General features: G+C 67.4%; 13 protein-coding genes. 9 read left to right on the top strand and 4 right to left on the bottom strand.

The genetic code is table 11. From position 1 onward, the window contains the following. The first annotated feature begins 78 nt into the window (after positions 1-78). The 3 genes from M3I53_RS28040 to M3I53_RS28030 are packed head-to-tail and all read left to right on the top strand — an operon-like array spanning position 79 to position 1,604. Complete coding sequence (locus tag M3I53_RS28040) at positions 79-507, top strand: molybdopterin-binding protein (protein ID WP_069261529.1); 429 nt, start codon at positions 79-81, stop codon at positions 505-507. Positions 508-532: 25 nt separating this feature from the next. After that, positions 533-1,141 carry a nitrogen fixation protein NifQ gene (locus M3I53_RS28035; RefSeq protein ID WP_254319160.1) on the top strand — a complete coding sequence of 203 codons (609 nt, stop codon included), beginning with the start codon at positions 533-535 and terminating at the stop codon, positions 1,139-1,141. A gap of 49 nt (positions 1,142-1,190) precedes the next feature. Next, complete coding sequence (locus M3I53_RS28030; RefSeq protein ID WP_375542597.1) at positions 1,191-1,604, top strand: winged helix-turn-helix domain-containing protein; 414 nt, start codon at positions 1,191-1,193, stop codon at positions 1,602-1,604. A 52-nt stretch (positions 1,605-1,656) separates the two neighbouring features. On the opposite strand, the gene M3I53_RS28025 is transcribed toward M3I53_RS28030, so the two are convergent. Both M3I53_RS28025 and M3I53_RS28020 read right to left on the bottom strand, forming a co-directional pair. Next, positions 1,657-2,976 carry a DUF2325 domain-containing protein gene (locus tag M3I53_RS28025; protein WP_254319116.1) on the bottom strand — a complete coding sequence of 440 codons (1,320 nt, stop codon included), beginning with the start codon at positions 2,974-2,976 and terminating at the stop codon, positions 1,657-1,659. A 167-nt stretch (positions 2,977-3,143) separates the two neighbouring features. Continuing rightward, complete coding sequence (locus tag M3I53_RS28020; protein ID WP_254319115.1) at positions 3,144-3,734, bottom strand: hypothetical protein; 591 nt, start codon at positions 3,732-3,734, stop codon at positions 3,144-3,146. 230 nt (positions 3,735-3,964) lie between these two features. On the opposite strand from M3I53_RS28020, the gene M3I53_RS28015 reads away from it, so the two are divergent. From M3I53_RS28015 to M3I53_RS27990, 6 genes are all read left to right on the top strand, one after another. Next, positions 3,965-5,233: an MFS transporter gene (locus M3I53_RS28015; RefSeq protein WP_254319114.1), complete on the top strand. Its 1,269-nt coding sequence runs from the start codon at positions 3,965-3,967 to the stop codon at positions 5,231-5,233. Between the two features lie 155 nt (positions 5,234-5,388). Further along, positions 5,389-5,853: a zinc-finger-containing protein gene (locus M3I53_RS28010; RefSeq protein WP_254319113.1), complete on the top strand. Its 465-nt coding sequence runs from the start codon at positions 5,389-5,391 to the stop codon at positions 5,851-5,853. A 210-nt stretch (positions 5,854-6,063) separates the two neighbouring features. Further along, positions 6,064-6,462: a hypothetical protein gene (locus tag M3I53_RS28005; protein WP_254319112.1), complete on the top strand. Its 399-nt coding sequence runs from the start codon at positions 6,064-6,066 to the stop codon at positions 6,460-6,462. Positions 6,463-7,339: 877 nt separating this feature from the next. Continuing rightward, the gene (locus tag M3I53_RS28000; RefSeq protein WP_254319111.1) at positions 7,340-7,510 is read left to right on the top strand and encodes a hypothetical protein; all 171 of its coding nucleotides are present in this window, start codon (positions 7,340-7,342) and stop codon (positions 7,508-7,510) included. 206 nt (positions 7,511-7,716) lie between these two features. Further along, positions 7,717-9,465, top strand: a complete 1,749-nt coding sequence (locus M3I53_RS27995; protein ID WP_254319110.1) for an ABC transporter permease subunit — start codon at positions 7,717-7,719, stop codon at positions 9,463-9,465. A 14-nt stretch (positions 9,466-9,479) separates the two neighbouring features. Beyond that, complete coding sequence (locus tag M3I53_RS27990) at positions 9,480-10,814, top strand: AAA-associated domain-containing protein (RefSeq protein ID WP_254319109.1); 1,335 nt, start codon at positions 9,480-9,482, stop codon at positions 10,812-10,814. A gap of 74 nt (positions 10,815-10,888) precedes the next feature. Here the strand turns inward: M3I53_RS27990 and M3I53_RS27985 are convergent, their stop codons facing one another. Together M3I53_RS27985 and M3I53_RS27980 are read right to left on the bottom strand one after the other, a co-directional pair. Beyond that, entirely contained in the window at positions 10,889-11,287 is a 399-nt protein-coding gene (locus M3I53_RS27985) for an FKBP-type peptidyl-prolyl cis-trans isomerase (RefSeq protein WP_254319108.1), read from the bottom strand. Between the two features lie 271 nt (positions 11,288-11,558). Next, positions 11,559-14,303, bottom strand: a 2,745-nt coding sequence (locus M3I53_RS27980; RefSeq protein WP_254319107.1) for a mechanosensitive ion channel family protein, incomplete at its 5' end; no start/stop codon positions are given.

The raw sequence follows: 14,303 nt of genomic DNA, 5'->3' as shown, positions 1-14,303 counted from the left end.
TGCGCGTCACATTGACACGGCTAAACTGGGGGTCCAGTTCTTCGGGGTTCATTGTTCTGTTCAATTGTGGAGGCCCTCATGCGTACCAGCGCGCGTAACCATTTCTCCGGCCAGATCAGCGCGGTCAAGGCTGGCGCTGTCAACGACGAAGTCACGCTGCGTGCCGACGGCGGCCTCGAGATCGTCGCGATCATCACGCATGGCAGCGCCGCTTCACTGGGTCTCGCCGCTGGCAAGCCGGCCTTCGCGCTCGTGAAGGCATCGTCGGTGATCCTCATGGTCGACGGCGATGCGAGCAAGGTGTCCACGCGCAACGTCGTGGCGGGTACGGTTTCGTCGGTCACAAAGGGCGCGGTGAATGCGGAAGTCGTGCTCGCGGCGCCGGGCGGCGCGCAGATCGCGGCTATCGTGACGAACGATAGCGTCGATCGTCTAGGCCTCGCGGCCGGCAAGCAGGCCGCGGCGCTCTTCAAGGCATCCAGCGTGATCGTCGGCGTAGACGGTTGATGCGCTGCGAACGCGCGTGAGTGCAATGACACCGGTCAGTCAGGACCCAAACGCGCCGCCTCCGCGTGATGTCGATGCGCTGGCCGCCGCGCGCTGCGACGCTCTGACGGGGGCGCCAGAGGCGCCGCGCACGCCCGATGCCTGGCTCTTCGCGCGGGTCGTCGCGGCGCGCGAGGTGCGCGGCGAATTGCCGTTGCTCGGTCTAACGCGCACGCAGATCGACGCGCTCGGGGCCCGGCACTTCGTGTGCGCGGTGACGAGTGAAGCGCCGCACACCTACGTGATGGTCGATGCGTCGCATGCTGCATTCGTCACGGCGATGGATGACTTTCTCGTTGCGCTTGCCGCACCGCAAGCCGACCCCGACGACGTGCGTTGCCTCGCCGCGATCATTGCTCATGCGTGCCTGCGCCCCGACCATCTGTGGCGCGATCTCGGCCTGCGTGGCCGCGATGACGTGACAGGCATGCTGAAGCGCTTCTTTCCCGAGGTCGTGGCGCGCAACGTGGAAGGCTTGCGCTGGAAGAAACTGCTGACGCGTGAACTCGCGCTGGCGTCGGGCGCCTCGCCGGGCCCTGCGCCCGGTTGTCCCGGTTGCGAGGACTTCGGCTTCTGCTTTCCCGCCGGGCGTTAGCCATGCTGAGGGGAACGGCGCGTAGCACGCATCGTGTATGCTTGCGCGCATGACCAAGTCCCCCAACGATCAACCGCGCGCAGACGCTCCCGCGCCCGCACAGGGACAGAAACCGGCCCGACCCGACGTCCGTTTTCGCATGCGCATCGTCCAGGACGGCACGATCGCGCTCGGTCCAGGCAAGGTTTCGCTGCTCGAGGCCGTTCGCGAACATGGCTCGATCTCGGCTGCGGCGCGCAGCATGAACATGTCGTACCGGCGCGCGTGGCTGCTGATGGATGAACTCAACCGCGCGCTGGAGTCGCCGGCCACGGTTTCGGAGCATGGCGGCCAGAGCGGCGGCGGCAGCATGCTCACGCCGGTGGGCGAAGAGATCGTTCGTCTGTATCGCAGCATCGAGGCGCGCGCGGCAGCGGTCTGCGAGGCCGAGATCGAAGCGCTCGTCAAACTCGTGAAATCCTGACGTGACGTGACGTGACGTGACGCGGCAGCGCACTGCCGCCAACGCCAGGCGCCTAGCCGTGGCGCAGGCAGAAACGCGAGACGGGCACCGCCGCGAGCTTGGGCGCTGCGTTCGCATGTAGCCGCATCATCAACTCGACGAAGCTGGCGAGACTCGCCGTGCGCAATGGGTGCCATGTGACCTGGTGGCGTTCGCACACACGCTTGAGCGTGCTCATCGAATCGTGGTCGATGCAGTCGACGGGAAACACCGCGAGATCCGCGTTGGCGAGCGCTGCGGCGAGCAGGCCCTTGCGATCCTCGACGCCGCCGTCGTGCACGGTCAGCTCGCCCCCCGCCGACTCCACCCAGCGCCTGAGCGCGTGATTTGAACCCGGCCTGCCACCCACGTAGATAATCCGCCGCCCCTTTAGCGCATCCTCGGGAAGCGCGCGTTGGGCCTGCGGATTTTCGTGCGCTTGCGTGGTTTGCTCCATCGCGTGGACTTCGGCGCGCAACGCGTCCATCAGAGCGTGGGCTTCGTCGAGTTGCGCGCGCAACATGTGTAGCGCGGCGGCATCCGCATTCGCGCGCTGCTCTGCGATCTCGCGGCGGCTCGTGTGCAGAGCGATCCGCGCGTCGCGCGCTGCGAGTGCTTCCTGCAGCGCTTCGAGCTGCGCGTGCTGCGGTGGGGCTTCGCGCTGCGCCGTCAGCTGCGCGGTTTGCGCATCGAGGGCTTGGCGCGCGGCGTCGCGCTCACCACTCATCTCGTGCAGGCGCGCCTGCTGGCGCTCGATTTTGGCCCGCAGTTCGGCGTTTTCCGCTTCCAGCGCCACGAGGCGGCGCAGGTCTGCGCGATTGGCCGCGCCGACCAGATGCGAGAGCATGTGCAGCTCGCCGAACGCGGCCTGGCGTATTTCCATCGTCGTGGCCGGATGTGTCATCACCGCCCAGTACGCGGGCGGAATGTCGCCGTTCGCGAGCGCTTCGTTCCACAGCGCGAGCACGGCTTGCGTGTCGCGCGCACTGGCGAAACGGCGCAACGCGCCTGCATAGCGCGTGTCGAGGGCCTTTTGCAGTGCCTTGCCGCCCGCGCCGCCTTCTATCGCCAGCTCGACGGCGGCGTGATGGATCTCGAGATCGCTCGCGCGCTGGGCGTCGAGCCGCGTGAATTTCGGGACGAGCTTGCGCAGCTCGTGCGTGCTCAGGCAGGTGCCGATGATGGAGCAATGTAGATGGGCGTCGAGTTCGACGAGGCGCGTGCGCTGGCGCGCGCGGCCGAGTTCGGCTTGCGAAGGGCTGCAGCAGTCTGCGCTCGTCAGGCCGCGCAGCGTGGTCCCTTCGGCGGATGTGCTGCCCGGCGTGCGGGCGAGGCGGAATGGCGGTGCGTGCATGGCGATCTCTGATCCACCGCGGAACGCGGGGCTGTGCATGGGCGCGTCCGGCGACTGTGCCTCGAACCGCTTGGCGCCCCCGGCTTGGCGCCCCCGGCTGGGCGCGCGCCGACAGCGAAATATACCATGGAATATAACGAAGGGCTGATGACGGCCAGGAACGCCGTTCAGGCGGCGGGTTCGCGCACGAATGCCGTTGTGACGGCGACGGCTTTGAGCACTGAGCGGCCCACGGCCGCCCCGGACGATCGCGCGTCGGCGCACGCTTCGGCCGCACTCGCGTGCTGCGCAAGTACATGCTCGACGCCGAGCCCGACGAAGGCCGCATCGAGCCGTTCCAGTTCGGCTACGGTGCGGCGCAGCGCTTCGGTATCGAGACAGAGCGCGTCGCTGAAAAGCCCATCGCGCGTCTTGTCGAGGCGTCGCGCGTCGCGAATCGCGCGCCGGAGTTCGCGCTGGCGGGCGAAGCGTGCCAGATCGATGCGCCGCGAGAGCGCGGCCAGAAGCGGCTGAAGCGACGCCCCCGCTGGCGCCGTGTGTGCGCCGCCAGCGCCACGACCATCGCCCGCGTCGTCGCCACGCGCGAGCATGTGCTCGAAGCGCTCGATACTGTTGCGCAGGCGCCGGAAAGCGTCGATCACGTCGCGGATCAGTTCCGCGCGCTCGTGCCCCGACGCGGGACGCAGCGTGGTGATCGTGGCCGCGAAGCCGCCCACGCCCACTGGCGCGGGTGCGCGGCGTGCCTGTGATATCGACATTGCCGATGTTGCGCTTACGAGGCGCCGACTACTCGCCAATTCCTGCCTCCGTCTGCTGGATGATCGATCGATGTATTCTATAGGATATAACGATTCAGAGATGGAGCGCATGAAACATGCTGCCCCGGTATTCCTGTGGCGCCACGTCGCATGAACTAAAATTGCCGCTTTGCGCCTCGCTGGTACCTGGTTGCGCACGCACCCGATTTTTCGCCTTCCCCCGCTGTTCAATGACCACACCTTCCCCGGAGGCGGCGTCCGAGGACCCGCCCAGGCTTTCGCGCAATCGCGGCTTCCAGCGCTTCTATGGCGCGCGCGTGCTGTCGTCGCTCGCGTTCCAGATGCTCGCCGTCGCCATGGGCTGGCACATCTACGCGCTCACGCATAGCGCGTTCGCGCTCGGTCTCGTCGGCCTCGCGCAGTTCCTGCCGATGTTCTGCCTCACGCTCGTCGTCGGCCACGTGGCAGACCGATACGACCGCAGACGCATCGCATCCGTCTGCCAGCTCATCGAATGCGCCGCCGCGCTCACCTTCGCGGCCGGCACCGTCGGCGGCTGGCTGAGCGCGCCGCTCATCTACGCGCTGGCCGCGTGCGTAGGCGCGGCGCGCGCGTTCGAGTCGCCCGCCATTTCGTCCCTGCTGCCGGGCGTCGTGCCGCGCTCGCAACTGCCGAACGCGACCGCGTGGTCGACCTCGGCGAGCCAGACTGCCAACATCGTCGGTCCGGCGCTGGGCGGCCTGCTGTACGGCATCGGCGCGACGCCGGCCTACGCGGCCTGCTCGCTCGCGTTCGCGGCGGCCGCCACGCTCTCGGGCACGATCCCGCTGCGCGCCAAACCTCCCGCGCGCGCCCCCGTCACGCTCGAATCGGTGTTCTCGGGCATCGCGTTCATCCGTTCGCAGCCGGTCATTCTCGGCGCGCTGTCGCTCGATCTGTTCGCGGTGCTGTTCGGCGGCGCGACGGCGCTCTTGCCCGTGTTCGCCCGCGACATCCTGCATGCCGGGCCCATCGCGCTCGGTCTGTTGCGCTCGGCGACGGCCGCCGGCGCGCTGGCGGGCTCGATCTGGCTCGCGCACTTTCCGCTGCGGCGCCGGCCGGGTCTCGCGATGTTCGGCGGCGTGATCGTGTTCGGCTGCGCAACGATCGCGTTCGGGCTGTCTCACAACATCGTCGTGTCGCTGACGGCGCTGGCGGTGCTGGGCGCCTCGGACGTGGTGAGCGTGGTCGTACGCACGTCGCTCGTGCAGCTGCGCACGCCCGCTGAAAAACTCGGCCGCGTAAGCGCGGTCAATTCGCTTTTCATTGGCACGTCGAACCAGCTTGGCGAGTTCGAGTCGGGGCTCACGGCTGGCTGGTGGGGCGCGCAGCGCGCCGTGCTGGTGGGCGGCGTGGCGACGATCTGCGTCGCGCTGCTGTGGATGCGGCTCTTTCCGGCCCTGCGCGATACGCGCTCGCTCGCGCGCGAAGAGGCGCACGCCACCGCCAGCGCGAACTGATCGCGCGTGGCGGCAGCCTGCGCCGCCCCCCCGCTGCCGTGCGCCGGAGTTTGCCGTTATCCTTGCTCCAGGCCCTGCTCGCAGCAGCGGTCCCCGTTTTTCTCATCCACCCATCAAGTCATGCATCCACCGACCATCGCACCGAGGAGCGCCGCATGCGCGTAGGCCGCCCCGTCAAGGCGCTGCCGCAGCCGCTGTGCGATTACTGCGGCGCGAAAGCGGTGCTCGCGCGCTTTGCCGACGAGGCCTACCCGTATCGCGACGATCACGGCCCGCTCTGGGTCTGCACGCCCTGTGAGGCCTGGATCGGCGTGCCCGCGCGCAGCACGCGCAACGTGCCGCTCGGCCGGCTTGCCAACGCGGCGCTGCGCGAGGCCAAGAGCCGCCTGCACGACGCGCTCGAACCGCTGGTGGCCGCGAAGATGCGGCGCGACAAGGTGAACGCCTTCGAGGCGCGCGGCAAGGCCATCCGCTGGCTCGGGGAGGAGCTGGGCTTCGATCTGCCCAATCCGTCGATCCACCTCCTGAGCCTCGAGCAGTGCGAGCAGGCCATCGCCCATATCGAGGCGTTCATGGCCGCGCGGCGCGCGGAGGGCGGCGGTGAGCGCGAGCCGCGCTGAGACGGCCCGCGGCCAGCCGGTTGCCCGCCCGTCAGGCGATGCGCAGCGCATGTCTGTCACTGATCGTTACATTGATTTGAGGGTCGGCGCTTAACCTTCGGCGCGCCGTGCCGTTATTGCACGGAACAGACTCTTACTTGCCCTTCCATGGCCAGGACTATCCCTTTTCCGCAGCGCTCGCAAGGCGGTCGCCCCCGACGCAGCAAGTCGATGCTGCTGCCGATCCCGCGCGCGGTCGCCAACGAGCTCGCGCTACAGGTGCACCTCGCGCTTGCCGCGCTGCGCCGCGGCGGCAACGGCGACGACGCTCGCGCCTTGCTCCATGCTCACGTGCTCGCGCAATCGATTGCGGAGGCGGGATATGGCGTGCTCGAGCCTGAACAGGTGCGAGCGGCGGATGCGGCGCTAATCGCCTGCTTTGAGCGCGGCAACACGGGCGGCGGCTGGCAACTCGAAGAAGCGGGCTTCGAGGCGGTTGTGCAACTCGTGAATGTGTACGACCGGCAGTTGCAAAGCGCGCCCCTATGGGCGCTGACCGAGGCAAGCGAGCGGCTCGAGCGCATGGGCGCGGGCGATGCCAGCCAGCAGGCCTTGCGCAAGAGCGCGTGACGACTCATGCTGGGTACGTGCCTTGCAACATGGTTCGATTGGCCGTCGCCGCACAGAAGCAGCGCGGCAGCAGGCGGTATGGTGAAGTGAACGATCCCTCTTTGAGAGACGAGCGGATCGAGGCGATGGACAGAAGGCCGCCGGCGATGCATTCCCAATAGATGCATCGGTGCTGCAGTCGAGCCTGGGATGCGCCGGAGCGAACCTGGGGCGAGCCAGAGGCGGGCCGCCAGCGGGTGCCGTGGCGACATTGGCACGAGATTTGACGCGGGAGGCGAATCGTGTTGACTTCGGATAGGTGGCGCGCCTAAAATTCGCCCGTCTTAACAAAAGGGGCTGACGCCTTGGACAGTAGCAGTTGTCGATCTTCGAACAGTTTCGCTGCCTGACCGGCAGGACGTCCGCGCTCCCTTTCTTTCAGCCGCCGTCTTGCCAGCCAGGCAGATGGTGCGCGTCCAGCAGTAAATCCTCGTGCACTCTTGAATAGCGTCGACCGAACGCCGCAGCGCCTTGACCATATCGAGCGCCGCGGATGGCCGACATCGCGCCGTAAGCCCGCCCTGATCGATGCGCGCTTGCGGCACGGTTCGTTCGTTGCGCCCCGAGCGCTACGCGCGGATCGACACATGCGCGCCTTGAGGCCCTTGAAGCCGCTTCGCGTTCGAGCCACCGGCTCGATGCAAGCCCTGGGGTCAGCCGCCGTGACGATAAGGAGTTCCGATGTCTGACAGTGACAGTTATCCGTTATGCCGCTTCCTTTTCAATTGCACTGAGGAAAGCGGGCAGACGCGAGCCGCCGCGCGCTGAACAAAGCGCGCTGCCGGGTCTGCTGGCTTTCCTCCCCAACGCGTCCACCCGCGACGCCAGGAGAACCAGTATGAACTTCGGCCTTCTTTTGCCGCATCTGTCGCAACTGCAACAAACGCAGGACACCCTCCATCCCGATCTGCTCGGCGCGCGTGAGCGCGCGAGCGCCCCGCCGCCCTGCCGGAAATCGCGACTCGCCGCGCGCTGGCGAGACCTGCGAGCGCGCGTGTTTCGGGTCTGAATCAGACAAGCAGTAACGGATCCCCGCGCGTACGCCCAGCCGGCCCGGCCGGCCGTACGCGCCGCGCGAGGGATTCGAGCAATAACCAAACGCCGGTGCTTCGACATGAACCAGTTCAACCACACATTGCGAACGACCCGCCGCGCAGCGCGCGCCCGCGCCGGCGTGCTCGCGCCCACGTCTGTACTCGCTAACGGAGGCCGCTAATGGAGTTCAGCTTCAACCTGAACCGCACGGCCAACGCCTCGGCGTGGCGCGTGCTGCCGAACCGCTGGGACTTCGTGGCGTTCCCGCTGATGATCGGCCTGATCGCGATGGCGGCCGTGGGCTTTCACGAAACGATGGCGCCCATCTCGACGCTGAAGACCCAGGTCATCTCGCTCGATCCGGCCAATCTGCCCGAGTACGCCATGCGCACCACGCTGCGCATGCTCGCGGCGATGGTGGCGTCGCTCATCTTCACGCTCGTGTACGGCACGCTCGCGGCGAAGAGCCGCCGCGCGGGCCAGGTGCTCGTGCCGATTCTCGACATCCTGCAGTCGGTGCCGGTGCTCGGCTACATCTCGTTCACGGTGACGTTCTTTCTCGCGCTGTTTCCCTCGCGCGTGCTCGGTGCTGAACTCGCCGCGATCTTCGCGATCTTCACGAGCCAGGCCTGGAACATGACGTTCAGCTTCTACCAGTCGCTGCGCACGGTGCCGCGCGATCTGGACGAAGTCTCGCGCGGATTCCACCTCACGGGCTGGCAGCGCTTCTGGAAGCTCGAGGTGCCGTTCTCGATGCCTGGCCTCATCTGGAACATGATGATGTCGATGTCGGGTGGCTGGTTCTTCGTGGTGGCCTCCGAAGCGATCACGGTGGGCAACAATACGATCACGCTGCCGGGCATTGGCGCGTATCTCGCGCAGGCCATTACCGAGAAGAACCTGCACGCGGTGGGTTGGGTGATTCTGGCGATGACCGTGGTGATTCTCGCTTATGACCAGCTCCTGTTCCGCCCGCTCGTGGCCTGGGCCGACAAGTTCCGCATGGAGACGACGAGTTCTGGTGATGCGCCCGAGTCGTGGCTGCTCGACCTGATTCGCCGCACGCGCCTCATTCACCGCCTGCTCGTGCCGATGGGCTTCCTGCTCGCCACGCTCGCACGCGTGCCGTTCCGGGTGCAATTGCCGAAGGCGCTGCCTGTCGTGGCCACGGTAAGCAAGCGCTCGCGCATCGGCGACATCGTATGGGCCGTGTTCGTGATCGCGCTGACCGTCTATGTGGTGTGGCACGTGGTGGCCTATGTGCGCACGGGCGTGACGCTCGACGAGGTCTGGCATGTGTTCGTGCTCGGCCTCATCACGCTCTTTCGCGTCGCCGTGCTGATCGCGATCTCTTCGGCGATCTGGGTGCCGCTCGGCGTGCTGATCGGGTTGCGTCCGGCGCTTGCCGAGAAGATCCAGCCGCTCGCGCAGTTCCTTGCGGCATTCCCGGCGAACCTGCTGTTCCCGGTATTCGTGATCGTGATCGTGCGTTTTCACCTCAACCCGGACGTCTGGCTCTCGCCGCTGATCGTGCTCGGCACGCAGTGGTACATCCTCTTCAACGTGATCGCCGGTGCCAGTGCGTATCCGAACGATTACAAGGAAGCCGCGAAGAATTTTCGTATTCGCGGCTGGCAATGGTGGCGCAAGGTGATGCTGCCCGGCATTTTCCCGTACTACATCACGGGCGCGATCACGGCTTCCGGTGGCGCCTGGAACGCGAGCATCGTCTCCGAGTTCGTGCAGTGGGGCGACACGAAGGTCGTTGCGCACGGCCTCGGCGCGTACATCGCACAAACGACCGCCGCCGGCGACTTCCCGAAAATCATTTTGGGCATCGCGATGATGTCCCTGTTCGTTACGCTGTTCAACCGCGTGCTCTGGCGGCCGCTGTACACGTACGCCGAGTCCCGGCTGCGCCTCGATTGAGATGGAGTGACATCATGCTGAATCCGAAAATCGTCTCTTCCGATCTGCTGCCGATGCGGCCCGCCCCCGGCCAGGAAGTGCTCGCCGTCAAGCACGTTTCGCGCGGCTTCGCGAAGAAAGAGGACGAGCGCCTCGTGCTCGACGACGTGAACCTCACGCTGCGCGAAGGCGAGATCGTCGGCTTGCTGGGCCGTTCCGGCTCGGGCAAATCCACGCTGCTGCGGATCATCTCCGGGCTCATCGAGCCGACCGAAGGCGAGGTGAACTGGCTCGGCAAGCCGCTCGAAGGGCCGGCCGAAGGCGTGTCGATGGTGTTCCAGACCTTCGCGCTGTTCCCGTGGCTCACGGTGCTGCAGAACGTGGAAGCGGGCCTCGAAGCACAGGGCGTGGGCGCGCGCGAGCGTCGCGAGCGGGCGCTGGCGGCCATCGACCTGATCGGTCTGGACGGCTTCGAAAACGCCTATCCGCGCGAGCTTTCGGGCGGCATGCGCCAGCGCGTGGGCTTCGCGCGTGCGCTCGTGGTCGACCCGACGCTCCTGCTCATGGACGAGCCGTTCTCCGCGCTCGACGTGCTCACGGCCGAAACGCTGCGTACCGACCTGCTCGACCTGTGGACGCAAGGCCGCTTGCCGATCAAGTCCGTGCTGATCGTCACGCACAACATCGAGGAGGCGGTGTTCATGTGCGACCGCATCCTGGTGTTGTCGTCGAACCCGGGGCGCGTGTCGGCCGAGATCAAGGTGCCGTTCAAGCATCCGCGCAACCGTCTCGACCCGACGTTCCGCAAGCTCGTCGACGACATCTACGCGAAGATGACGGCGCGCGAAGCCGCCGAGGCAACGACTCGCCGTCTGGAAGTGGGCAGCCGTCTGCCGGACGTGTCGACCAACATCATGGCGGGTCTGATCGAGACGCTGGCGGCCGCGCCGTATCACGGCCGCGCCGACATGCCGGAAATCGCGCGCTCGCTGCACCTGGAAGTCGACGACCTGTTCCCGATCGTGGAAATGCTGCAGCAGCTCGGCTTTGCCGACGTGCGCGAAGGCGATGTGCTGCTCACGCCGCCCGCACGCGTGTTCGCCGAGATGGGCACGCAGGCGCGCAAGCTCATGTTCGCCGATCATTTGCTGCGCAACGTGCCGCTCGCGGCGCGGATCAAGAAGGTGCTCGACGAGCGGCCCGGCCATCGCGCGCCGCGCGTGCGCTTCGAGCAGGAGCTGGAGGACGTGCTTTCCGATGTCGACGCCGAAGAAACGCTCGATACCGTGATCGAGTGGGCGCGTTACGGCGAGGTCTTTTCGTACAACGACCAGTCGGAAATCTTCAGTTTCGAGGACGTCGAGGCGTAAGGCCTGCGTCCTCGTAAAAAAACGGGCGGTTCATTGAACCGCCCGTTTTTTTTTGCCGTCGGAAACGGCTGGCCTTACTGGCCGATCCCGATCAGCTCGATCTCGAACGTGAGGTCGCTGTTCGGCGGGATCGGGCCGACTGCGCGATCGCCATACGCGGTCGCCGCCGGGCAGGTCAGCTTCGCCTTGCCGCCGACCTTCATCTTCTGCACGCCCTGCGTCCAGCACGGAATCACGCGATTGAGCGGGAAGGTCGCCGGGCCGCCGTGCTTGTCGGAGCTGTCGAACTCGGTGCCGTTCGCGAGCGTGCCGCGATAGTTCACGCGCACGACGTCGGTGGCGGTGGGTTGCGGACCGGTGCCTTGCTTGATGTGTTCGACGACGACGCCCGACGGCAACTTGTCGATGGTGTTGGCGGCGAACGCAGTCGTTGCAACGGTGGCAGCGGCGACCAGGGCAATCAGTGATTTCATGAGATGTCCTCGTTGAATGGCAAAGCGATTATATCGGGCGCGCCGCGCAGGCAGAGGAAAGGTGAGCTTCTTCGGGACTCACCGCGCCGCGCGTGCGGCGCACCATGCCACAACTCGCAGACCCTTGATTAGACGGAGAACTTTACGCTGCCAGCGTTGCGCCGCGAGGCCGCTTCAGGCGTATCGGTGAGATTTTTCGGGAGATCGATCGGGTGAAGCGACGGGTGAGGCCGGCGCGCGCGAGCCGCGCACCGGCCATGGCGTGCACGCATCAATTCGGCTTGCCGCTCGACGACCCGTTACCGTCGCCCGATGCACCCGCGCGGCTGTTGCGCGGCTTGCCGCCTTGCGAAGCCGTCTTCGAAGCGCCGTGCGCCTGCGCCCGCGCGCGATCGTTGTCGGTGGCGTCGTCGTGGCGATCGTCGCCGTACGTATGCCCTTCGACATCGTCACCGCGCGCCATATCGATGAGGAAGTTGCGCTGCGGATTCGCCAGCTCGATGCCGCGCTCCGTGAAGCGCAGCAACACGCGCTTGTTGAACTCGCGCTGCACGCCCCAGCGCGCCGAGTCCTTGCACTGAATCTGCCCCACGAGCGTGACGGCCGCGCCATCCACCTGATCGACACCCCAGTATGCGAAGTCGCTGAGAATGCCGTTCTTGAACGCGTCTTCGTTGCGGATTTCGGCGCCGATGTCCTTGAGCGTATCGATGGCGCGCTGCAGATCCACGCCGTGCGCGATCTGCACCTTCACCGCCGCGTTGCCGATGCCGCGATTCGTGTTGTTCACCGTCGTCACCGAGCTGAACGGCACGGTGTAGAGCGAACCGTCGCCGCCGCGCAGACGCACGGTGCGGATCGAGAGAAACTCGACCGTGCCCGAGACGCCCGCCACCGTCACCCAGTCGCCTACCTGCATGGCGTTTTCCGTCAAGAGGAAGATGCCGGTGATGAAATCCTGCACGAGCTTTTGCGAGCCAAAGCCGAGCGCCACGCCGAAGATACTCGCGCCCGCGATCAACGGCGCGGTATTCACGCCGAGTTGCGAGAGCGCGGTGAGCCCGACCACGACGAGGATCGAAACGAGCAGCGTGGTGCGGAACATCGGCAAGAGCGTGCGCAGGCGCGCGGCGCGTACGAAGTCGCCCGCGTCGGTCCATGCGTTCAGGCGCCGCTCGGCCGCGCCGTTCGCGAACTCCCAGATCGCGACGGCGGCAACGACGGCGATCACGATAGTGAGGACTGCAGAGCCCAGCAGATGCCCCATCGGCGCGAGCGCGAGAATGCGTGCGGGACGCAGGCCCCAGACGTGCAGCAGCAGGTCGAGCGAGACGATCCAGATCGCCACGACGACGATGCGCCGCAGCGCCGGGTAATAGCGATACGCACGGCGCTGCCCGAAGCTCATCTTCTCCTGATCGTCGCGCAAGCCGAACGCGCGACTCAACGCGCCGAGCAGGACGATCGCGCTCACGCGCGCGGCGAGCAGGACGACGAGCGAGAGTCCGCCCGCGCGCAGCAGCGCCGCGTAGCCGCCGCGCAGATCGAGCGCCCAGACGAACCAGAGGGCGAGGACGACAAAGAGCGCGACGCCCACCCAGATGTCGGCGAACCATTGCATGAACCAGGCATACGAGCCATGGCGCGCGGCGGCGGCGCGCATGGCGTCGGCCACGGGGCGGCGCAGCTGCAGGATCATCACGGCAAGCGCGAGGTGGCCGACCAGCGTGACGACCTTCACGAGCGCGAGATGCGCGTCCTCGGTCATGCCGAGCGGCACCGCGCCGCCAATCGCTCCGCCCACGCCGCCGATCACGACGATGCGCACGAGCCAGCGCTGCGCGTAAGCGGCCCAGTCGTCGGGCAGCGGCACGAGGCGCAGCGCGGCGGCGTCGGGCGCGAACAGCAGCTTGCCGAACATCACGATCACGCGGCAGATCACATACGTATCGACGATCTGGCCTACGGCTTCAGCGGGCGCGGCGTCGTCGGGGCCGAAGAGCGACAGCACGCCCGCGGCGCACAGGCCGAAGGCGATCACGGGCACGACTTCGAGCAGCATCACGAGCAACGCGCCCGGCAGACGCTGCAAGAGGCGCCAGTGATGCGCGCCGCGCAGCGCGTGGTAGGCCTCTTTGGCGCGGTCCGCGGCGGTTTTCGGCGAGGCGCCGGCGTTGTCCTCGGCTTGCGCCGCGACCACGGTGGCGCGTGCCGCCGCGTTGGCGCGCGCGTTCGCGTTGGGGCCCGCGTTCGGGTCGCTGTCCTTATCTTCCTTGCCGTCCTTGCCCTCGGCCGGCTCCATGCCGGCGGCTTCGCGCAGGGCGTCTTGTTCCGCGTCGGCCTTCGCATCGGCGGATTTCGCCTGCGCGGCGAGCGCGACGCTCGTGCCCGTCGCTTCGGGCGTTTGTGGCTGCGGCGTCGGCGTGCCGCCTTGCGGGGGTTCGCCGTCCTCGCGCTGTTTCGCGGCCTGATGCGCGGCAATGGCCCGCTCCGGCGAGGCGACGACGCGGCGCAGCAGTGTGGCGAGCGCGAGCGCGGGCACGAGCGTGAGCAGCAGCACGCGCAGCAGCGCGAGCATCAGCGCGTGGCCCTGCGGCGTGTTCAGATGGTCCTGCCACCAGTTGCGCGTGGACCAGAGGCCGAGCAGCGTCGCGAACGTATGGCTCAGATGCTGGCCCATCGTGCGCGCGCCGTGCGCCGCGTGATAGGCGATCTGCACGACCAGACCGTTGGAGCGCAATGCGCCCGCGAGCGGCGCCGAAGCGGGCGTGGCGGCCGCCGCGCCGGAGGCCGTGGCGGGCGCACTCGCCGGCGCGCTCGCGGAGGCGGGCACGGCCAGCGCGCCGGCGGCGGCGATGGCGCGCAGCGTGTCTTCCATGTGGCCGCGCTGCACGGGATCGTCGAGAACACGCAGGGCGGCTTGCGCCTGGGTGGGCGTGAGCGCCACGGCGGCGGCCGGGCTGGCCGCGTTGGCGTTAGTGGCGGGCGCGGCAGGCTGGGCGGGATGGGCTGGGCT

The organism is Paraburkholderia sp. CNPSo 3272 (genome assembly GCF_024206495.1).
Classification (GTDB): domain Bacteria; phylum Pseudomonadota; class Gammaproteobacteria; order Burkholderiales; family Burkholderiaceae; genus Paraburkholderia.
This window is presented reverse-complemented; position numbering and strand designations above follow the sequence as displayed.

Excerpts from the sequence above, each read along its gene's own strand:
- M3I53_RS28040 (WP_069261529.1), top strand. The coding sequence starts at position 79 with ATGCGTACCAGCGCGCGTAACCATTTCTCCGGCCAGATCAGCGCGGTC.
- M3I53_RS28035 (WP_254319160.1), top strand. The coding sequence starts at position 533 with ATGACACCGGTCAGTCAGGACCCAAACGCGCCGCCTCCGCGTGATGTC.
- M3I53_RS28030 (WP_375542597.1), top strand. The coding sequence starts at position 1,191 with ATGACCAAGTCCCCCAACGATCAACCGCGCGCAGACGCTCCCGCGCCC.
- M3I53_RS28025 (WP_254319116.1), bottom strand. The coding sequence starts at position 2,976 with ATGCACGCACCGCCATTCCGCCTCGCCCGCACGCCGGGCAGCACATCC.
- M3I53_RS28020 (WP_254319115.1), bottom strand. The coding sequence starts at position 3,734 with ATGTCGATATCACAGGCACGCCGCGCACCCGCGCCAGTGGGCGTGGGC.
- M3I53_RS28015 (WP_254319114.1), top strand. The coding sequence starts at position 3,965 with ATGACCACACCTTCCCCGGAGGCGGCGTCCGAGGACCCGCCCAGGCTT.
- M3I53_RS28010 (WP_254319113.1), top strand. The coding sequence starts at position 5,389 with ATGCGCGTAGGCCGCCCCGTCAAGGCGCTGCCGCAGCCGCTGTGCGAT.
- M3I53_RS28005 (WP_254319112.1), top strand. The coding sequence starts at position 6,064 with ATGCTGCTGCCGATCCCGCGCGCGGTCGCCAACGAGCTCGCGCTACAG.
- M3I53_RS28000 (WP_254319111.1), top strand. The coding sequence starts at position 7,340 with ATGAACTTCGGCCTTCTTTTGCCGCATCTGTCGCAACTGCAACAAACG.
- M3I53_RS27995 (WP_254319110.1), top strand. The coding sequence starts at position 7,717 with ATGGAGTTCAGCTTCAACCTGAACCGCACGGCCAACGCCTCGGCGTGG.
- M3I53_RS27990 (WP_254319109.1), top strand. The coding sequence starts at position 9,480 with ATGCTGAATCCGAAAATCGTCTCTTCCGATCTGCTGCCGATGCGGCCC.
- M3I53_RS27985 (WP_254319108.1), bottom strand. The coding sequence starts at position 11,287 with ATGAAATCACTGATTGCCCTGGTCGCCGCTGCCACCGTTGCAACGACT.